The sequence below is a fragment of the Parabacteroides sp. PM6-13 genome (assembly GCF_029892605.1).
Taxonomy (GTDB): Bacteria; Bacteroidota; Bacteroidia; order Bacteroidales; family Tannerellaceae; genus QVMG01.
Map to the genome: position 1 here is coordinate 158,281 of NZ_JARXWF010000010.1, position 20,842 is coordinate 179,122.

The window sequence follows — 20,842 nt, forward strand, 5'->3', positions numbered from 1 at the left end:
TTACAATATCTGAAAGCGCCCCTTTCTCCCTTCTCCTTTCTCCCTTCTCCTTCCAATATTACCATATTTGAATACGCCTCCCCCACCCACCAACTTCTGCTTCTTAACATATACCCTAAATTAGCAAAATGTCAATAGGTTTTGTAGATTTGCCGTGTAGCCAGCTGTATATGCTGACAATATGCTAAAAACTAAATGTCTGTTGTATGGAACCGAAAGATTACATTGCCCGCGAAGAGCAGTTTGGGGCGCATAATTATCATCCGCTGCCCGTAGTATTGAATCAAGGAAAAGGTATTTTTGTCTGGGATGTCGAAGGGAAACGCTATTTCGATTTCCTTTCCGGTTATTCCGCCCTGAGTCAGGGGCATTGTCATCCGAAGATTATCGAGGCATTAAAAGAACAGGCCGAAAAACTAACGCTTGTGTCCCGCGCCTTCTACAGCGATGTGTTAGGAGAATTCATGGAGTTCGCCTGTCGTTTCTTCGGTTATGACAAGCTGTTGCCGATGAATACCGGTGCAGAGGCGGTTGAAACAGCCTTGAAACTTTGTCGCCGGTGGGGATATCGCTGCAAGGGTATTGCGCCGGAGAAGGCGAAGATTGTTGTCTGCGGGGAGAATTTCCATGGGCGCACGGTAACGATTATCTCCATGAGTACCGACCCGAGCTCCTACAAGGACTTCGGCCCCTACACCCCGGGCTTTGTGAAAATACCCTATAATAATGTAGAGGCGCTGAAAGAGGCGTTGCTGGATCCCGACGTGGTTGGCTTCTTACTCGAACCTATCCAGGGCGAAGCCGGTGTGGTGGTGCCCAACGAGGGCTATTTGCGCGACTGTTACGCCCTATGCAAGGCGCATAATGTGCTCTTTATGGCCGATGAGATACAGACGGGTATCGGGCGAACGGGACGTTTATTGGCTTGTGATTGGGAAGGTGTGCGTCCGGATGTGCTCATTCTGGGTAAAGCTTTGTCGGGAGGTGTTACGCCTGTCTCCGCCGTATTGGCCGATGATGCCGTGATGCTGACAATCAAACCGGGCGAACATGGATCGACCTATGGGGGAAATCCGCTGGCCGCACAGGTAGGGATTGCCGCTTTAACGGTAGTTCGCGAGGAACAGCTCTCGGAAAATGCCGATGAAATGGGTCGCCTCTTCCGCGAGGAGATGGAAAAAATGGATCACCCGATGATCCGCCTGGTAAGAGGAAAGGGGCTATTGAATGCCGTTGTCACGGAACCCAAGGAGGGGAAAACCGCTTGGGATGTCTGCATCGCTTTGATGGAAAACGGCTTGATTGCCAAACCGACACATGATCATATCATCCGCTTCACGCCGCCTCTGGTGATCACCCGGGAAGAGATGTTGGAAGCGATAGCGATTATCAAAAAAACATTTTCACAATTTTAATCTCCTTCTATGAAAGTCAACGTTATTGGTGTACCCCTCAACCTCGGTTGCGACCGGGAAGGTGTAGAAAAAGCACCTAACCATCTTCGCGCGAGAGGGCTGATGGATATTATTCGTAAAAACGGGCATCGCGCTTTCGACCTGGGCAATCTCTATGTCCCTCCGGTAAGCCAGGAGGATAAGTTTGCCCGCAGCAAGAGCATGAAATACCTGGACGCTATCATTGAGGTCAATAACAACCTGGCCGAGCTGGTCTACGACACACTGCGGGGAGGCGCCTTCCCGCTGGTGGTCGGCGGCGACCACTCGTTGGGCTTGGGTAGCGCTTCGGGTGTGGGAAAAAGCTTCGACGACTTTGGTATTATCTGGCTCGATGCTCATGGCGATATCAACACCAGTGAGACATCACCCAGCGGTAATATTCATGGGATGCCGCTTAGCGCGCTTATGGGCATGGGTAGCGAGGAGTTGGTCAATATCTACGCCCCCGGCAATAAGGTGCATCCGGAAAATGTCTTCTTGGTAGGCACCCGAAGCCTGGACCAAGGGGAATTGGATCTGATCCGTCGTGAGAAGCTCAGCGTCTACCCCATGACCATTATTCGTGAGAAAGGCATAGCTTTTGTGGCGGACGATATACGCCGCAAGCTCCGGGAACGCAAGATACGGAATGTGCATTTCAGCATCGATGTCGACAGCATCGACCCGCAGTATGCACCCGGCACAGGCACCCGTGTAGCGGAGGGGTTGACGCCGGAGGAGTTTAACGCGTTTGTGGATACGGTGCTCAGCACGAATCTCATTAAATCCATGGATTTGGTCGAACTCAACCCTGAGCTCGACGTAGAAGAGCAGACTACCCGCTTATGCCTGGATATCATTGATTATATCACGGCGCGTATTTGACCTCTTCTCTGCAAGAGACTCCGACTACCATGATGCATTTATTCTTTATTTGTAAGAGATATTCATTACAAATTAATATATTTGTATCGTATCTCATACATTAAAGACAAAACAATGCGTTATGAATGATTTATCAGACAATGACTGGCATGCAATGAGCGATGATGATATTGCCCGGCAAATAGGGGGATTCATAAAGTTTCATCGCATGCAGCAAAATAAAACGCAGGAGATGCTTGCTAAAGAGTCCGGCATAAGTCGTTCTACCCTTAGTTTACTGGAGCGGGGCGAAACAGTCACAGTTGCCACTCTCATTCAGGTATTGCGTGTATTGGATCTTCTACAGGTCTTTGATAAATTCACCGTTACCCGACAGCCAAGCCCTTTGGCTCTTGCCAAAGCGGAGCAAAAAAAGAGGCAACGAGTAGCATCGCCGCGAAAGAAAAATGCTATAAACCCAGATGATACGGACTGGTAGTTATGAATACAGCCATTGTAAAAATATGGGGGAAAGAGGTAGGCGCTGTCGCGTGGGACGAAACAACCCGGCTGGCCTCTTTTGAATATAGCCCGGCCTTCAAGAAGGAGGGTTGGGAGCTGGCTCCTTTGAAAATGCCACTCACGCGTGAACAGCAGGTCTACTCGTTTCCGGAACTGCGTAAAGAGAGAAACTCTGTGTATGACACATTCAAGGGTTTGCCGGGATTGCTTGCCGATATGCTGCCCGACCGCTATGGGAATGACCTGATCAATTTATGGCTGGCTCAACAAGGCCGTCCGGAAAACAGTATGAACCCGGTGGAAATGCTATGTTTCATTGGACGTAGAGGAATGGGCGCCTTAGAATTTGAACCGACGATTCAGAAACAGCATGTAAATACCTTCTCGGTGGAAGTGGAGAGTCTGGTAGAAGTGGCCGGAAAGATGCTGTCGAAAAAGGAGGCTTTTGTCACCAACTTAAAATCCGATGAAGAGAAATCGGTTCGGGATATATTGAAGATCGGTACATCTGCAGGTGGAGCCCGCCCCAAAGCGGTCATTGCTTATAACGAACGAACAGGCGAGGTTCGTTCCGGACAGACCCGGGCACCGGAAGGATTTGAACATTGGTTATTAAAGCTCGACGGGGTGAGCGACATACAATTGGGTGCGTCCCTGGGGTATGGACGTGTCGAATATGCCTACTATCTGATGGCCATCGATTGTGGTTTGGGAATGATGCCCTGTCGTTTACTGGAAGAGAACGGGCGTGCCCATTTCATGACACGGCGTTTCGACAGGGAGGGCCCTTATATAAAGCACCATACACAGACCTTTTGCGCGATGAAACATTATGACTATAACCGGATAACCAGTTATAGTTATGAGCAATTATTCCAAACGATGAGAGAGTTGAAGCTGAGCTATGCCGAAGCCGAACAGATGTTTCGGCGGATGGTGTTTAATGTAATCGCGCGCAATTGCGACGACCATACTAAGAACTTCTCATTTCTCCTCAAACAGGGAGGCCGTTGGACGTTAGCTCCGGCGTATGACATTTGCCATGCCTACCGTCCCGGAAGCGAATGGGTCAGCCAACATGCCCTGAGTATCAATGGGAAGCGATCGAGCATTACACGGGAAGATCTATTAACAATCGGGCACTCTATCCGAAACAAAAAATCAAAAGAAATTATTGACGAGATAAACGAGAAAGTTCAAAATTGGTCTTATTACGCAAGTAATGCCGGTGTGGATAATGAAAAAAGATTGGCAATCGGCAAGACCCTTCTTGTTTTGTAGCTGCCAATAGTATGCCTGTCTGCGAGAAAGAGAGTAGGTTAACAAACAAAAAGACAATTCGTTTGTTGTGAATAATACGCTATATTTGCGCTCATGAATCGATTACTTTTCATACGTTACAGAAAGTCCGGAGCGATCGATGCCGGAGGGGAACAGGGGACAAATGCCAATTACCATGTTCTCACCGAGTTATTGGGCGAAGAAAATGTAACTACCTACTATATCCATGAGTCGCAAAGTAAGACGCAGCTGTTATTTCGTATCTTCCCGATACTGATACACTTCCTGAAAGGCTATTATTACGGGCTCTCTCCTCAAAAGGTAGCGCAAATAGTCCAGCTGGCGGAGGAGTACGACTACGTGTTTATCGACCGAAGCATTTTCGGGGTGATCGCGAAAGAGTTAAAGAAAAAGTCATATAAAGGCAAGATCATCACCTTCTTCCACAATGTGGAGTCGGTCTATTTCGCGGCCAAGATAGGGCGATGGAAGCCCTGGCGTTCGATAGTCGTTCGTTGCGTAACCCAAAACGATCAACAGGCATGCGACTATTCGGATGTGATCATCGCGCTCAATAAAAGGGATCAGGAAGAGATCGAAAAGCGCCATCACCGTACGCCCGATATCTTATCGCCAGTCGTATTCAAAGATGTGTATAAACGGGATACCTATCCGGAGGGCATGACAAATAAGACGCCCCTTTGCCTGTTTTTAGGCACCTACTTCCCGATGAATGTGCGGGGCATTCTCTGGTTTGTTCATCAGGTATTACCGCATGTAAATATCCGTTTGCAGATTGTCGGCAAAGGCATGAGTGCCATCATCCCGAAAGTAAAAGCCTATCCGAATATCGAAGTCCTGAGCGATGTGCCCGACTTAAGACCATATATCGAACAGGCCGATTTTATGCTCCTCCCGATCTTCGAAGGAAGCGGCATGAAAGTAAAGACCTGTGAAGCCCTAATGTATGGCAAAAACATCATCGGCACCGCCGAAGCCTTCGAAGGCTACGATGTAGACGTCAAACAGGTCGGCGCCCTCTGCCATACAAAAGAAGAATTTATCAAAGCACTACAAATATTTTCTCAGCAACCGATCCCCCGCTTTAACCCCTACTCCCGCCAGATGTTTGTCGAAAACTACTCGGAAGAAGAGCGGAAGAGGAGATTTGGGGAGGTGGTGAAATAATTATTTACCTTTTTTCTTTGGGAGCAAATAATCCCAATATTGATAAAATAAAATAGGAAAAAGAGCTGCTCTTCCTATTGCCAATAGGCGATTGAATTGACCAACTCTTCTTCAAAGATTGTATTCCAACCTCTTCCTTCGGATGATCCATTGCGACGCAAACCGGATATCCAGTTGGCCAAAGAGCGATTAAATGGCTGGGAGCCTCAGGTAGCATTGGAAGATGGACTGAAAAAAACGATTGCCTATTTTGAGGAGGTCGTTGGGTTTTAGAAATGGAATTGCAAATCGCTTAGCGCAGCGTAAAGCAAAATGGAGGGAAAGGGGAAGTGTTTTCAGATATTGGAAAGTTTGAAGGTTTTCCAAAGCGAGCGCAGCGAGTGGCCGCAGGCCTCTCTTTTGCCGTTCGATTTATCGAACGGTTTTAAGATGTAGGCAAAGCCTTTACCTCTGTGGGTTTCAACCCCTACCATACTGCTTTTAAGCGGGTTAAAACCTTCCCCTTTTCTCCGATTTTTCAAGGACTATTTTTACACACTTTACAAACAAGCACCCTCTATTCCCCCTACCTCTTCGTGCGCCTTTGTGATACTTCGTGGTTAAGTCTTTCTACATAATATATGCCACTGGTCCTTTCCGGTTTTTATCCACAAATACACTATGTTTTCTTACCACGAAGGGACACGAAGGCGCACAAAGGGGTGAAAATTGAAACCTCCCCTTGCCCTCCCATTTGAAGCTCCCCCCAAATGCAAATGTTAAAATACAAAATGTAAGCATAATGGCCATTTTGCCGTACAATATGATACGTTAAAAAGTGTTACTCGCGGGACTAATTTTAAATACCCCTACGTTTTTGGGAAAATAGTCGGGCGAAAATATCAAAATGATAGTTGAAGCTTTTGGGGGAATAGGGGCGATTTAACGTTTGTTGGCAATTAAACAAGCGCCTATTGAAGGAGTTCAGCCATGGCAAGGTGGAAGAGATTACCCAAGGATACGAAGTGCCTCTTTAATCCTTTCAGCGAACGTATGATGTTTTATCGTTTTCTCTACACCATCCTCCGCTTTAACCCCTATTCCCGCCAGATGTTTGTCGGGAATTATTCGGAAAAAGAGCGGAAGAGAAGGTTTAGGGATGTGATAAGATAATAAAGCCTATTTATTTAATAAATTTCTTATGACAGGAAGGGTAGAGTATTTTGCCAGTCGACTTTCTCTGTATTTTCGTATTAAGGCATAACCATACATTGTCGTTCGTCTCGCCTGATTGAGTGATTGTTCCACAATTGAAACAAGAAAATCAGATAATTCTGAGTCCCAATCTTTTTCTGCTTGTAGTTTAGTGAGCCATGGTTCTGACAGCCTTTTCATATATGCTTCTTCATCATTATCTAATCGGATAATTTCTTCAATAGCTTCTTCTATGGAGGCATAGTCTTGCAAGCAAATGAAAGAACTCGAATTAAAATCTCTATTTACCGATGGGTTTCCCCAGTAAATTGGCAGAGAATTCACTCGCATAGGCTCCATTAGCTTTTCCGTGGTATAGCCAGATAAGGAACTGTTCTCAAAAGCAATAGTGAATTTGTAATCCTTAATGAATGCGATCTTATCAGCAACCGGACCACCAATGTTATTCATAAATCGACCTCCGGAATCAATTTTTTTATATTTTGATAGTTGATGATAAAATTGTTCACGCAAAGGGATAGCATATATTGAGTTTGAATAAACAAAATTACAAAATTTTCTTTTCGACAAACCCTCCTCTAAAGTTTTACATTTCAATCGTTGAAATCCAGGATATAACGTATATAATGGAAGACGCAAATATCTGTCTTCAAACTGCATATGCTGAAAACCTATTGCATAATCACAAAAGTTAAAGTCCGGAATGTCATTTTCTCCTGTATAATAAATTTTGATCGCCTCCGTATATTTCAGATGAGAATATCCAAATAGGGAGTAGAAGAGATAATCCGGATTAGGATCTATGACCGGGTTGTAATGAAGAGAAAGGCTGTCCAGTAAGAAATTATTATGAGGATCAAATCCTTTCCAAAAATCCACAAAGTTAATTTTGATGGTCTTTTTAGTCATGTCAGCAGTTTTTTAGTAAAATTCATAAATCTTCAGGGATATAATCTCTCCAAAAAGTAAGATTATCCCCTTTCTCCCATCCATGACATCCGAATGGCAGTTGATTGTTGTTTTCCTTTAACCAATAGCCAGGGTATAGTTCGATTGAAAAAAATTTTGCAACGTCTGAACCGGGAATCTTAAAAGGAGATACTTTTTTGTATGATAGCCGTGCAAAAAACAGGTCTTCTGCCCATTTCAAGTGAGTAAAATAGGTGATGGAATTGTATTTTGTGAATAATAGCCCTAACAAAATGTAGATCCACTTATAGAGAAAGCCAAAATCCGTATAATAAGAACACAGCCCTTTATAAGACAATAATTTACCTTGTGACGAAAAAAGTGAGATAAATGATTGTGTCTTTCGCAAAGAGAACCCTCCATTCCCAGATACATCCTTTATCACTTCCCCATTTCTTTTCTTCCAGGGAGCTCCTATGTAGTCATATCCTTTGGAGGCCCATTCATTAAGTTTATCGCTAAAGACATATGCATCCAATTGATAGATGAGCATATACTCCCATGCTTCAAAGCGCTTATAGAAATCTTTACTCAGCATCAACTTGTTGTATCCCGCTATTCCTTTGAAGAAAACAGGAGGAAATAGTTCTAATAGGAAAGGGATATTCTCTTTATCAAAAACAGATTTGTAATAAGAGATGTCTAATCCCTCCGGGGCAATAAGACATATAGAATGATTAGATAGTACTTTCAAGCACCTCCTCAAAGAGATCTTTTCTGTTTCCTTAGGCATTCCCTCATACACAGGAATTACTACGACTGTTCTAATCATTTTTTTTCTGAATTAGTAATATCAATTTAATATACATTATCCCTAACGAATGGGGTAGTTTATAAGGAAGTACTTTAAGAAAATAACTAAAAGAGTGAGCGAATAGGCTAAATTTCTTATCTGAGAAAGCAGCATCAATCTTCTTCACGCTTTGTCTTATGTAGCCTTTCTCTATATGGCAACGGATGAGTTCCTTATAGAAATAAATCCTTTGATCTGCAAGGAACTCACATAATGCAGTATCATCTTTGTGTTGGTGCTTTAAAAAAGCCGTTGACCCCATTTCCTTTAATACAAGAAGCATACTGTCAAAATTGCGGGTAGATACTTTTTGAGTAACAGACCCTTCCCTAATACGATAAAAATAAGTATTTTCTTTACTTACACACATAGTGGAAGCATATTGTGCGATAAATAAAGACCAAAGGATATCTTCCATTTGAATAATCCCTTCATAAAACATACATTCTTTGTGCAAAAAGAGTGTTCGCTTAACAAGCTTGTTCCATGCAGCCCCATGCCATTTTTTGCGATAAAAAGCATCCGCTATCTCTTCGCCATATATTGTAGAGGCGGAAAGTGTTATATATGGATACTTCTTTCGATCATTACTACCAATTAATGTATACTCTGATATAACAAGATCCGGGTTCTCCTTTATCGCCAGAGACGCCAAAACTTCAATGCTGTTCTTATATAAAACATCATCGCTGTCTAAAAAGAAAAGATAATCCCCTGTTGCTTCCCTGATTCCACTATTTCGGGCTGCAGAGATCCCTTTGTTCACCTGATGAGAGATTATTTTTATATCATTCTTGCGCGAATGATTGTGGATAAGTGCTTCTATCTTCTCCATGCTATCATCTGGCGAAGCGTCATTGACTATCAGATATTCAATATCCTGATAGGTTTGCTCTAAAGCAGACTGCAAGCACTCCTCTATATACATAGAAACGTTGTAAACAGGAATAATTATTGAGACTTTCACCGGTTGCACGTTTTTGCTTACAAAGTTAAGATTTTCAGCCGATTTTGAAAAGGCTTTTGAAGGAATGGGAATGGGTGGTTAGCCTTTTATCTGTCTCTTCAAAATCAAATCAACACTCTCCTTGAATATTACAGAATTACTTCTCCACATAATAAGAACATACAATACAACGGAAAGAGCTATCTTTAGAATAAATCGCCATGCCACACTTTCGATGCCCACCGTAAGGAAATGGACACCCACAAAGATAGTAATCGTAATCAGTAGATAGGGCATCGTATCTTTCAAAATATGCTTAAGGCGCACTGGAATAAGTGTGGAGGCATAAAAATGGGCAACTCCCAGGGAGATAAAATTGATAACCATGGCAGCAAATGCCATCCAGTAGAGACCAAAAGAAAGCATCAGGAAGGCGAAAGCAATTTGGAATATACCAAACACAAGTGATGTAACAAAAAAGAAAGAGGACTTGCCACGGCTCATAATCAGTTGATTATATAACGAACCAAACACACCAAAAATACCACCTACACAACAGATTTGCATAATAGGAACGCAGGGAAGCCATTTTTCATTGATAACGGAAATGAATTCCTGCCCAATAAAAGCGATACCCAACATGACAGGAAAAGCCGTAAAAGCGACAAAGCGCATCATCTTACGCAAGACTTGGAGCTGACGTATTTTATCGTGCTGGATTGTGGCAAACATAGGTTGCCCTACGCTACTAACCATACGAAGCAAAATATTTGAGCCCATGCCGGCCCATTTTACTCCCTGCGAATAGACTCCTACTTCCGTTTTGGTGTAAAACCTACCTAATAAGACAGAGAATATATTTCCTTGTATCTGGTTGATAATACTTGAGAAGATCAGCTTGACACTAAAGGAGAACATCTCTTTGATCGGAGAAAAATCGAAAGATAAGGAGGGACGGAAAGGAGAAAAGAACCAAAACAAAATGCTTCTCATTAATGCATAAACAACCATCTGAGCAACCAACGCCCAATAGGCATAGCCTTGGATAGCCATAACGACCCCGGTGCTTCCACTAATAAGGATGGATACAATATCTACAATAGCCCCCTCTTTTACCATAAGCCGACGCGCCATGATAGTGGAGGGAGCAAAGGTGATCGCATTGAGCGGAAGGGTAAGAAATAATACACGGGCAATCAAGATCAGATCCGGTTGGTTATAGAATGCGGCAATAGCCGGAGCGCAGAAGAATAAAAGAAGGTAGAATAAAAGACTTAGGAAGAGGCTAAACCAGAAAAAGGCATTATAGTCTTTTCTATCTTCTTTTTCACGATTAATTAATGCGGCAGAGAACCCTCCCTCCTGAAGCGTATAAGCTATACCCGTAAAGATCCCCAAGAGGCCTATAACCCCATAGTCTTCCGCAGAGAGATACATCAAAAAACACACCCCCATAAAAGCCGAGATCAACTGCTGAGTACCACTACTCAATCCTCCCCAAAAGAGGCCTTTGGCTGTTTTTGTTTTTAGAGGGATTTCTTCCATTTGACTATAAATTAACGAAACCTATTTTTCAAAGGGATAACAAGGGCACATTCAAGGCGTAAATAAAGAGGTAAAGCCCAAACAGCATTTTTTAGTAAAATGCCCTTTATTTTTTGTCCTGGCTTACTATTCTTACGTAATATCTGGGTGATTTCCTTATTCCCTTTAACTGCCTTAAAAAATCTCATTTGCTCTTTTAAGGGCAAAGCAAGACATCTATGCATACCCGTTGATACTATATCTACAATAGATCTTTGAAAGAATAGATCCCATTTGTCTCCGGGAGTAGTATATTTTTTTATATTTTTCAATATTTCACATGCAATGAGATAATGGTGATAGTATTTTGAGAACTCAGGTGCACGGCAAATAGAGTCAGGATTGCTTCGGTAATAGTAAACAGTTTGTTTCAAACGTCTGAAACTCTTAGCAAAACGAAAGCAACGAGGCGTAAACTCTGTATCCTCAAAAAATAGTCCTTCTATGAATTTCAGGTTATTATCGACAAGAAAAGTTCTTTTAAACAGATAAACACAGGGTGAAATACATATAAAATTTATATGAGGTTTCTCAAGAGAAACTTCTTTGAATATCTCTTTAGAAATATTATTTCCAATGGCTCCATAGAGTCCATCAAACATCACCATATCTTCGGAAAAACCAAGTGTGCTACTTAAGCAATTTCTTTCAATCCAATCATCCGAATCGATAAACCAGATATATTCGCCTTTGGCAACTTCAATACCTCGGTTTCGGGTGGCACTTAAGCCTTTGTTCTCTTGTGATAGGACTGTAATATTCGGATATTTATCTGCATATCGCTCTAAGATAGCTAAACTTCCGTCAGGAGATCCATCATTAATCGCGATTATTTCATAGTCAGCATGCGGAATATCCTGCTCCAGGCAGCTATTGAGACACTCTTCCAAATAGGCCTCTACGTTATAAACAGGGATGATAATTGATAATTGCATAATGCGTTAAGCGTTATTTATAAATATTCTGTATAGCGAACCCCTTAAACGCCATCGTATACAAGTAAATAGGCTACACCTCACAAAGATAACGCCAACAAACGAATATTATTCCCTCTTCCGGCAAATTTTAAGAGATGGGACTGACTCAAAAGTAGCGGACAACTATCTAAAGTTCCTCTCCTGGTCAGGAGAGGGGGACCGCTGCTCGCAGCGGTGGAGAGGTTGATATTGTTTGTAAATAATAGTATATCAAAGTAATACAAGTAAAGACAACCACTCCACCCCCGCAAGCGGCGGTCCCCCTCGCCTGACCAGGCGAGGAGCCAAGATACTGAATTCGCTACTTTTGGGTTAGCCCCAGGGGTTGACTAAAAGACACGTTACCTTGAACAGATGAACCGCCATCACTTCCCCCTATACACCCTCTCGATGATATCCACTACCTTCATGCCATCGTGCATGCCGGTGGTTATGGGCGGAGCCTTATTATATCCATACTGTCAATATAGTCGTAAAGTGCTTAGACTTATGTTATTTTACCTTGAGACATCCCCTTTTTTACTATTTTCCGTTGCTTTTTGTTACTTTTTTACTATATTTGCGTAGTGTTAGTAATAACACAAACCCCTCTTGGATGAGAAATGCCAAGATCCCAACCACCTTCGGGTGGTTTTTTTATTTAATGCAATGGAAAACGGAAAAGGCACAATCACTTCCCCCTATACACCCTCTCAATGATATCCACCACCTTCATGCCATCGTGCATGCCGGTGGTTATGGGGTGGGTATCTGGGGCGGTAAGGACTTCGACTACGTTGCGGATCACGAAGTTATGGTTCTGGGCGGAGCCTTTGTAGGGGCCGTAGTCGTTGCCGGGGTTGGTGGGAGCCAAGATGGGCATGTCGTAGTCCTCGATATGGCAGTATTCTACTTCGTTCATGTATTGCCCGCCTACTTTGATACTTCCTTTTTCGGCGACGATTGTGAGGCTGCTCTCCAGGTTGCGGTTCCATACCGCTGTGGAGTAGTTGAGGCTGCCCATGCCTCCGTTTACGAAGTCGAAACTGATGATACCGGAGTCTTCAAAGTCGGTCAGTCCGGCGTGATTGAAATCGGCGAAGCGCGCTTGCAGGTTGGTGATATCGCCAAAGAGCCAGTACATGATATCAATGAAGTGGGAAAATTGCGTAAACAAAGTGCCTCCATCCAACCGGGCATCACCATGCCAGCCGCCCGGTTTGTAATAGCGTTCGTCGCGGTTCCAGTAACAGTTGAGCTGTACCAGATAGATATCGCCCAACCGTCCGGAGTCGACCATCTCCTTCAACCAGACGGAAGGGGGAGAATAGCGGTTTTGCATCACGCAAAAGACCTTTTTATCCAGTTTTTCCGAGGTGGAAATGATCTTTTCGGCATCAGCTTTAGTAAGCGCCATCGGTTTCTCAATGACTACATGATGTCCGGTTTCCATTCCCCGGACAGCCATTTCCGCATGCAGACCGTTCGGGGTGCATACATTCAATACGTCGAAAGAGATATCGCTATCCAACAGCTCTTCCAACGAAGAATAGAAAGATACATCATAGGCTTCAATGCCCAACTCTTCCTTGGGACGGATATCGCATAAGGCCACCAGCTCGGCACCGGCATCCCGCGTAATCATTTCGGCATGTCGCTTGCCAATATGTCCGCATCCCACGACCGCGAAGCGGATTGTATTACATTCCATAAAACGCTTTGATTGCTTCAATAATATAGGTTTGCTCATCTTCCTTCATTTCCGTATGGATAGGGATGGATAATACATCTTTGGCTAAATAGCCTGATTCATCTCGTCTTTTCTCATCTGCAAAACACACCAGTTCCTTATAGGCATGCTGCTTATATACCGGAAGCGGATAATAAACCATAGAAGGGATATGACGTTCGGCAAGATGTTTTTTCAATTTATCACGGGCATCACTTCCTAATACCTGAAGAGTGTACTGATGATACACATGGGTGGTATAGTCGGAAACAATAGGCAATAGGAGCCTATCCGTTTCTTCTTCTACAACACTTAACTCTTCATCATAACGTTTGGCAATCTGTTGACGGTGGGCATTGAACTCATCCAGGTGTCTTAGTTTCACCTGCAGAATAGCTGCCTGCAAGGTATCCAGCCGGGAATTACATCCGACTATCTCATGATTATATTTCCCCGCCTGTCCATGATTAGCTATTTTTTGTAACCGACCGGCCAACTCCGGATCGGAAGTGATCATTGCTCCCCCGTCGCCATAACAGGCTAATGGCTTGGAAGGAAAGAAAGAGGTGGTGCCAATATGCCCCATCGTGCCGGCATAATGCTTTGTTCCGTCGGTAAAGGTACAGATGGCTCCCATCGACTGAGCATTGTCTTCAATAACATAAAGCTGATGATCGGAAGCAATTTGCAGAATAGTTTCCATATCACAGCACTGCCCAAACAGATGAACGGCGATAATAGCTTTTGTTTTGGGGTTGATAACCTTTTCAATCAACGTTTCATCTATATTGAACGTGAGCGAATCGACATCGACCAATACCGGTGTAAGCCCTAACATAACCACCACCTCGACCGCCGCTATATAGGTAAACGAAGGTACAATCACCTCATCGCCGGGCTTCAATCCGAGCGCCATCAGGGCAATTTGCAACGCATCTGTCCCGTTTCCGCACGGGATCACATGGGGTACCTGCAGATAACTCGCCAATTGGCCGACGAATTCCTTCACCTGCGGCCCGTTGATAAACGCCGAGGAATCGATCACCGATTGCATAGCCTCATCGATCTCCGGCTTTAGTCGAAGATATTGGCCATGCAGATCGACCATTTGAATAGTATGGGGATATGTCATATTTTTAGAACGGAAAGGGGGGTAAGATATTGTTAAAAGAGATAGGGATAATTAGGCCATCTCACGATAGAGTTGGCGAATCATTGTTTCAAATTCACCTATCGATTGCACGATATCATCTTCGGTAAATTCATCCTTTATATAATAAGAAAGGCAGAACGCTTTGTCTTTTCTCCTTTCTGTCAGGGATTTTGCATTGAGATTGAAGGTTGTTATTGTTTTCTCTCCTTTAGCCGTTAAAGGATTAACCTTTCCTGTAGAGGTAAACTCGATATGCCCTGCTGCGGATTCCTCCACAGGATTTATCAGATCTCCATACTCTCCGCTCGTTATTACCTTGTCTTTATGTTTTGCTCCATACTCTTCTGAGTTGCAGGAAACAAGTAAATTAGCATAATCAAAAGTCAATTTAGGGAAATGATCTCTTTTTCGGAAATGGTCGATATGACAGTTTTTGTTGAAGTCAGGCAATCGGATCTCCGTATACGCGCAAACACCTTCCTGCTCGTTTAGTATATGCGCGCGCAAATCAGCCCGGATGGGAGTAATATCTTCCCATCGTTCCGGTTTATTCTCTCTGATATAAGCAGAAAAGAAGGAAGGAGCCTCTTTATCAATTCGCTTCATTTTTTTTCTTTTTGCGGAGTATTTCCAAGCGTATCAAAACAAGATTCTTATCTGAATAACCCAAAGTTGCTTCCATTTCCTGCATAAGGCTTTGGAAAGAGTCTGTTTCATATTCTTCCTTTTCTACCATTTCTTCTAACTGCTGAAGTTTCTTTTCCACTTCAGGCACACGCAAACTGTGTACGCCTTGAATCTCCAGCAATACTTTTTCCACCGTCCAGCCATAAGGACCTTCGCTGCATTCCATTGCTTTTATTGTTCCCTCTTCGGTACGAACAAGCAGGCGCAACTCCTCTGTATGTACAGAAGAGATAATCTGCGGTGAATGGGTTGCAATGATAAATTGGCAGTCATTTTCTTTCGCGCAGCGGCGAAGAACGGGGATTAGATTGGATTGCCAAGAAGGATGCAATGACTCTTCCGGTTCATCCATCAGGATCACTTTCCCTTTCATCTCATCGGTAAACAAGGGGAATACCTTACCTAATATCTGTTTTTCACCATCGGAAAGGCCGTTTATATCAAATTTCTGACCTTGCGCATTTGTAAATATAAGCTGTCGGTCACGATTCATTCCCCAAAAGCGAGTGCCCAACTGAAAGTCAGATAGAATATCGTCAATCATTTGTTGGATATCAGCATAAGCCTCAAAACTTGTTTTGCCATCTTCAAGAACGAGCTTATCCACATAGCGGGAGATAAAGTCTATTAACTTATCTATTTGTATGGTAGATGCTGGTAAAAACGAAATTTCAGCATGATTATAATCGGCAAATACAGGAATTTGTAGTTTTGCCTCTTCTCCTGAATGCACATAGGTAACAACCCCTCCGTTATCTTTACCTAAATGCATTTCCGCCGGACTCAACACCTCCTTTAGCAACGTCGTCTTCCCCGTTCCATTCACTCCTGTTATCACAATAATATCCGCAGGCACGTTGTTCACACAAAAGTCGATATCAAAATCCTGAAAGATTTTATACGAATCAATATGGAGATGTTTGAGTTTCATAATATGATAGTATTAACTTATTTCACCTCACTACCCGGCTTCACCTCTTTTTGAGGCATAATAACAGCCAGGCTGCCGTCGGCATTCTCTGCCGAGAGAATCATGCCTTCCGAAACAATGCCACGCAGTTTGCGGGGCGCCAGGTTGGCAATGAAGCATACCTGTTTGCCTACGAGCTCTTCCGGTTTGTAATGCTGGGCGATGCCGGAAATGATCGTTCGCTTTTCCAAGCCATCATCGATCAGGAACTGCAACAATTTATCGGCTTTCGGTACCTTGGCACATTCCAAGACGGTTCCCACGCGGATATCCAATTTCGTGAAGTCGTCGTATTCGATGTTCTCACGCACCGGATTGGCGCGGTAGCTTGCCTCTTCGTTTGACTTCTTGGTATCGAGCAGTTTCTGTATCTGTGCCTCGATCACGCTGTCTTCGATCTTCTCAAACAGCAGCTCGGGTGTGGCCAACTGATGACCAGCTGCCAAGAGGTTAGTCTGACCCAAACGATCCCATCCCAATGGCTCTACACACAGCATCTCGTTCAGTTTCTGCATGCTGAAAGGCAGGAACGGCTCGAAGGCAATCGCCAGGTTAGCCGTGATCTGCAGGGAGATATTCAGGATAGTCGCCACGCGCTCCATATCGGTCTTCGCCAGCTTCCAGGGTTCGGTGTCGGCAAGGTATTTATTGCCGATACGCGCCAGGTTCATCGCCTCTTTTTGCGCGTCGCGGAAATGGAATGTATCGAGTAAACGTTCCACATCGGCTTTGACATCAGCAAATTCTATCAGTGTCTCTTTATCATACTCGGTCAGTTCGCCCGCGGCAGGTACTTTCCCATCAAAATATTTCGACGTCAATACCAATGCCCGGTTGACAAAGTTACCCAGGATCGCTACCAACTCATTGTTATTGCGTGCCTGGAAATCCCGCCAGGTGAAATCATTATCTTTCGTTTCAGGCGCATTGGCTGTCAATACATAGCGCAACACATCCTGCTTGCCCGGGAACTCTTCCAGGTATTCATGCAACCACACCGCCCAATTGCGCGAGGTGGAGATCTTATCGCCTTCCAGGTTCAGAAATTCATTAGCTGGCACATTCTCCGGCAGGTTGAACGTGCCTTCCGCCTTCAACATGGTCGGGAACACAATGCAGTGGAACACGATATTATCTTTCCCAATGAAATGCAACAATTTAGTTTCGGGATCTTTCCACCAGGTTTCCCAGGTGTCGGGCAACAATTCCTTGGTGTTGGATATATAACCGATCGGCGCATCGAACCATACATACAACACTTTGCCTTCGGCCCCTTCCACCGGCACAGGAATACCCCAGTCGAGGTCACGGCTGACGGCACGCGGCTGCAAGCCCATATCCATCCAGCTTTTGCATTGTCCATACACATTCGATTTCCACTCCTTATGCCCCTCCAGGATCCACTGGCGCAGGAACGGTTCGTATTTGTCTAATGGCAGATACCAGTGTTTGGTCTCTTTCATCACGGGAACACTCCCGCTGATAGCCGATTTCGGATTGATCAGGTCGGTCGCGTTGAGCGAAGTACCGCATGCCTCGCACTGGTCGCCATAAGCCCCTTCGTTATGGCAATGCGGACAGGTACCGGTGATATAGCGGTCGGCCAGGAATTGCTTGGCCTCCTCGTCGTAATATTGTTCGGAGGTCTGTTCAATAAACTCCCCCTTATCGTACAGTTTGCGGAAGAAGTCGGAAGCCACCTGACGATGAGTCTCCGAAGTCGTGCGGGAATAGACATCAAACGTAATACCGAAATCGGCAAACGACTGCTTAATGATCGCATGAAAACGGTCGACAATATCCTGCGGTGTCACCCCCTCTTTCTTGGCGCGGATCGTAATAGGCACCCCATGTTCGTCGGAGCCTCCGATCAGTAAAACCTCTTCCCCTTTGAGACGTAGATAACGCGCGTAGATATCTGCCGGCACATACACACCAGCCAGGTGACCAATATGAACCGGTCCGTTGGCATACGGAAGCGCTGTCGTTATCAGCGTTCTCTTGAATTGCTTTCCCATACTTTGTATTTTCTATCTTTTTTTGAACCACAAAAATACGAAAACAATATTAAGAAGCTGTTTTGAATTTTATAAAATAGTTTATTATTGCTTCTGTCGAGCTTATTTATCCCTATTATATTGCATAAGTATTGTTTTTGTGTAAAAACACACGTTTTTGATATGAATAATGTGCGCCTTTGCCAAAAAGAAACAGATATGGATATAAAGAAAGAAAGGGGGAGCTCTTATTCCGAAAAGAGAGTGCCTAATAGAAGGTATTAAACGAATGGGGTGCCAACTGCATATTCAGGTAACGTTTACCCAGTCGGATGGTCATCTCTTTTGTCGCTTCGCTGAAGTTGCCTGCCACGACCACATACTTATCTGCCGGGGTTCTGTAAACCACCACCGGCGTTTTGTTTTCACCGGAAGGCTGATAGGCGACCATTTGGGAACCCGGACTTATGTAGTGTGTGAAATGCTTCACCGCATAATATTCGGCCGTATATCGGAACGTACGGGTTTTCGAATCTACCTGGATTAGGGCGTTCTGGTTCCATCCCCAAGGACTGGTACCGGTGTCGGGCAATAGGAAATTCCAGTTAAACCACTCGTCGCATCCGTTCCCCATATTATCACTGATCAGGAAAAAGGTGTGTTCGCCCGCTTTCCAGTCCATCGAGCCGTTGCCACACTCACTCTCCGAACAGATGTAATGCAGAGCGGGATATTGCCGACGGATCTCAGGCAGGATCTCACGACCTTCCCATTGAAAAGCCACGCCGTCGATACTGTTGCGCAGTCCCTCATCGGCCAGGATTTTCTCCACATGATCCTGCCGGTTGCTATTAAATGTGCCAAGATAAAGCTTCACCTCGGGATATTTCTCTTTGAGTGTTGGAGCCAGGTAGTCGCGGTTGAAGCGGATCGTCCCTTCTGCGGTCCAGGCACAACCGGGGTACGGGGTGTAGCTATAAGCCTCGTTCTGGTAGATGATCATATCGATCGGCACGCCCTGTTCTCGGTAGGCATCAATGAATTTGCAGAAATAATTGGCATAGGCCTGCAGGTAGCGCGGATCCTGAATGAAATAATCCTGCGTAGCCAGCTTACGTGGGAATTGTCCCTGACGCTCACCTAAGAATTTCATCTCGTCTTCATCGATCCCCTCGACAGATCCGAAAAGCAGGTAATCGATCCGGCTATCCGCCTGATTGTGGCGACTGCTCACCACCGGATAGTCGTTGTTGATTTTCATCCAGCTTGGCGGGCTCCAGGGAGAAGCCCAAAAAGTCAATTCGGGATTGTATTTCTGTGCCGCCCGGATCAGCGGAATAATGCTTCGTTTGTCGCGATCGATATTGAAATAGCGTAATTCCAAATCGCCCTGTACTTCGTCGCAGCTATACCAAGAACGACCGTAGTCGTTGCAATTCATGGAGATACGTCCGCGAGTAAACTTCAGGTCGCCTTCCGGAGCAAACAGGTTATGCATGATCTCCTCCTGTTCATCGCGGGTAAGCATCAATAGCGTCTCCCAGTCGAGCTCATTGAAGGTGGTTCCCCATGCCTTGAGAACAGTCCCCTCTTCCGTTCCATCGACCTCCAACAGCGGTGTTTGTCCGGCTGTCGATTGCAATTTAACCTTTGCCTCTTGCCAGGGATTGTTTTCCGTACTGCTAACCCGGTTGAATGACTGGGCATAGCCTGAAACGAACAATATCGCGGCGCTGCTCCATAAAATCGTTCTTCTTAACATGTATTTCATCGTATAGAATAATTGAATGAATAAAAAGGAGGCCGACTAAAAAGTGTCCTATAGCGCCTTGCCGGCGAGCGATCAGATAACCTTGATAGGACTTCTTAGTCAGCCTCTTGGAGTAATAGTTTTAGAGTAATAGTTTTTATTGTAATTTCTGAACCTGTGTGTAATAGAATTCATTCGATTTGTCGGAACGAACACCCAACTTCACAAATACATCCCGTGACGCCAAAGAGGCGGGAACCTGAGCCGTGAAAGTGGTTCCGCTCCCTAACACAATCGAGGAGATATCGATACTGACAGCACCATCGTTGTTATTGTTGTCCAACAACATATTCTTGCTGAAATAGAGCTTTACCTCCTCCAGCTTGGCAGCGTCAACGACTCTGTCGACCGTAAAACTCGCCTCTACGTTGCTGCCGCTTTTGCGGAATGATTCGTTATTGATGACCATAAACGGTTTTACTTCAATGTCGCGCACGGTCTGCCCTTTCACATCGATCACCGTTGTGTCGCTCGATTGAGCCTCCCAGGGCGCTCCGGCCACGCGTACGAGCTTATACTGTCCATTGAACAAGGCGGCAGAGTAGTGTCCATCCTGTCCGATATACACATCAATCTTCTTTTTGTCGGCATATCCGTCCTGCCACAATTCCAGGCGGGCACCATCAATACGCACACCCACCGGATTGCCGTTGTACACGACCCGTCCGCTTAATGTCGCGTTGGGTTCGTCATAGTTATCATATTCGCAACCTGTAAACAATAGCCCGATAGCAGCTATCAGTGTTATATATTTCATTTTCAT

19 protein-coding genes and 1 pseudogene are annotated in these 20,842 nt (G+C 44.6%); 7 read left to right on the forward strand and 13 right to left on the reverse strand.

All coding sequences use genetic code 11. From position 1 onward, the window contains the following. Positions 1-206 precede the first annotated feature (206 nt). From rocD to M2134_RS10985, 6 genes and pseudogenes are all read left to right on the forward strand, one after another. The gene (gene rocD / locus M2134_RS10960; RefSeq protein ID WP_280750743.1) at positions 207-1,415 is read left to right on the forward strand and encodes an ornithine--oxo-acid transaminase; all 1,209 of its coding nucleotides are present in this window, start codon (positions 207-209) and stop codon (positions 1,413-1,415) included. 9 nt (positions 1,416-1,424) lie between these two features. Further along, positions 1,425-2,321: an arginase gene (gene rocF / locus M2134_RS10965; RefSeq protein ID WP_280750745.1), complete on the forward strand. Its 897-nt coding sequence runs from the start codon at positions 1,425-1,427 to the stop codon at positions 2,319-2,321. Positions 2,322-2,442: 121 nt separating this feature from the next. Further along, a complete protein-coding gene (locus tag M2134_RS10970; RefSeq protein WP_280750746.1) occupies positions 2,443-2,799 on the forward strand; it encodes a helix-turn-helix transcriptional regulator in 357 nt (118 codons plus the stop codon). Positions 2,800-2,801: 2 nt separating this feature from the next. Further along, positions 2,802-4,103 (forward strand): type II toxin-antitoxin system HipA family toxin, encoded by a 1,302-nt coding sequence (locus tag M2134_RS10975; RefSeq protein WP_280750747.1) that lies wholly within the window; start codon positions 2,802-2,804, stop codon positions 4,101-4,103. Between the two features lie 93 nt (positions 4,104-4,196). After that, entirely contained in the window at positions 4,197-5,291 is a 1,095-nt protein-coding gene (locus M2134_RS10980; protein WP_280750749.1) for a glycosyltransferase family 4 protein, read from the forward strand. A 90-nt stretch (positions 5,292-5,381) separates the two neighbouring features. Further along, positions 5,382-5,564 (forward strand): annotated as a pseudogene (locus M2134_RS10985) (SDR family NAD-dependent epimerase/dehydratase); the annotation flags it as partial. A gap of 62 nt (positions 5,565-5,626) precedes the next feature. Here the strand turns inward: M2134_RS10985 and M2134_RS10990 are convergent. After that, positions 5,627-5,764 (reverse strand): hypothetical protein, encoded by a 138-nt coding sequence (locus tag M2134_RS10990; RefSeq protein WP_280758178.1) that lies wholly within the window; start codon positions 5,762-5,764, stop codon positions 5,627-5,629. Positions 5,765-6,260: 496 nt separating this feature from the next. Here M2134_RS10990 and M2134_RS10995 point away from each other — a divergent pair, with 496 nt between their 5' ends. Then, entirely contained in the window at positions 6,261-6,443 is a 183-nt protein-coding gene (locus M2134_RS10995) for a hypothetical protein (protein ID WP_280750750.1), read from the forward strand. A gap of 6 nt (positions 6,444-6,449) precedes the next feature. Here the strand turns inward: M2134_RS10995 and M2134_RS11000 are convergent, their stop codons facing one another. From M2134_RS11000 to M2134_RS11055, 12 genes are all read right to left on the reverse strand, one after another. Continuing rightward, positions 6,450-7,394 (reverse strand): glycosyltransferase family 10, encoded by a 945-nt coding sequence (locus M2134_RS11000; RefSeq protein WP_280750751.1) that lies wholly within the window; start codon positions 7,392-7,394, stop codon positions 6,450-6,452. Positions 7,395-7,416: 22 nt separating this feature from the next. Next, on the reverse strand, positions 7,417-8,226 hold the full coding sequence (locus tag M2134_RS11005) for a DUF5672 family protein (RefSeq protein ID WP_280750752.1): 810 nt from the start codon (positions 8,224-8,226) through the stop codon (positions 7,417-7,419). Further along, the gene (locus tag M2134_RS11010; RefSeq protein WP_280750753.1) at positions 8,219-9,214 is read right to left on the reverse strand and encodes a glycosyltransferase family 2 protein; all 996 of its coding nucleotides are present in this window, start codon (positions 9,212-9,214) and stop codon (positions 8,219-8,221) included. Before M2134_RS11010 ends, M2134_RS11005 begins: the two co-directional genes overlap by 8 nt. Before the next feature lie 78 nt (positions 9,215-9,292). Continuing rightward, entirely contained in the window at positions 9,293-10,738 is a 1,446-nt protein-coding gene (locus M2134_RS11015) for a lipopolysaccharide biosynthesis protein (RefSeq protein WP_280750754.1), read from the reverse strand. A gap of 11 nt (positions 10,739-10,749) precedes the next feature. Next, entirely contained in the window at positions 10,750-11,712 is a 963-nt protein-coding gene (locus tag M2134_RS11020; protein WP_280750755.1) for a glycosyltransferase, read from the reverse strand. Positions 11,713-12,424: 712 nt separating this feature from the next. Continuing rightward, a complete protein-coding gene (locus tag M2134_RS11025) occupies positions 12,425-13,444 on the reverse strand; it encodes a Gfo/Idh/MocA family oxidoreductase (RefSeq protein ID WP_280750756.1) in 1,020 nt (339 codons plus the stop codon). Next, on the reverse strand, positions 13,434-14,594 hold the full coding sequence (locus M2134_RS11030) for a DegT/DnrJ/EryC1/StrS family aminotransferase (RefSeq protein ID WP_280750757.1): 1,161 nt from the start codon (positions 14,592-14,594) through the stop codon (positions 13,434-13,436). The genes M2134_RS11025 and M2134_RS11030 overlap by 11 nt, the downstream gene beginning before the upstream one ends. A gap of 51 nt (positions 14,595-14,645) precedes the next feature. Further along, on the reverse strand, positions 14,646-15,221 hold the full coding sequence (locus M2134_RS11035; protein ID WP_280750758.1) for a retron system putative HNH endonuclease: 576 nt from the start codon (positions 15,219-15,221) through the stop codon (positions 14,646-14,648). Continuing rightward, complete coding sequence (locus M2134_RS11040; RefSeq protein ID WP_280750759.1) at positions 15,208-16,233, reverse strand: ATP-binding protein; 1,026 nt, start codon at positions 16,231-16,233, stop codon at positions 15,208-15,210. Before M2134_RS11040 ends, M2134_RS11035 begins: the two co-directional genes overlap by 14 nt. Positions 16,234-16,250: 17 nt before the next feature. Next, a complete protein-coding gene (gene metG / locus M2134_RS11045) occupies positions 16,251-18,290 on the reverse strand; it encodes a methionine--tRNA ligase (protein WP_280750760.1) in 2,040 nt (679 codons plus the stop codon). A 247-nt stretch (positions 18,291-18,537) separates the two neighbouring features. Further along, entirely contained in the window at positions 18,538-20,031 is a 1,494-nt protein-coding gene (locus tag M2134_RS11050; protein WP_280750761.1) for a beta-glycosidase, read from the reverse strand. A 145-nt stretch (positions 20,032-20,176) separates the two neighbouring features. After that, positions 20,177-20,842, reverse strand: a complete 666-nt coding sequence (locus M2134_RS11055) for a DUF3823 domain-containing protein (protein ID WP_280750762.1) — start codon at positions 20,840-20,842, stop codon at positions 20,177-20,179.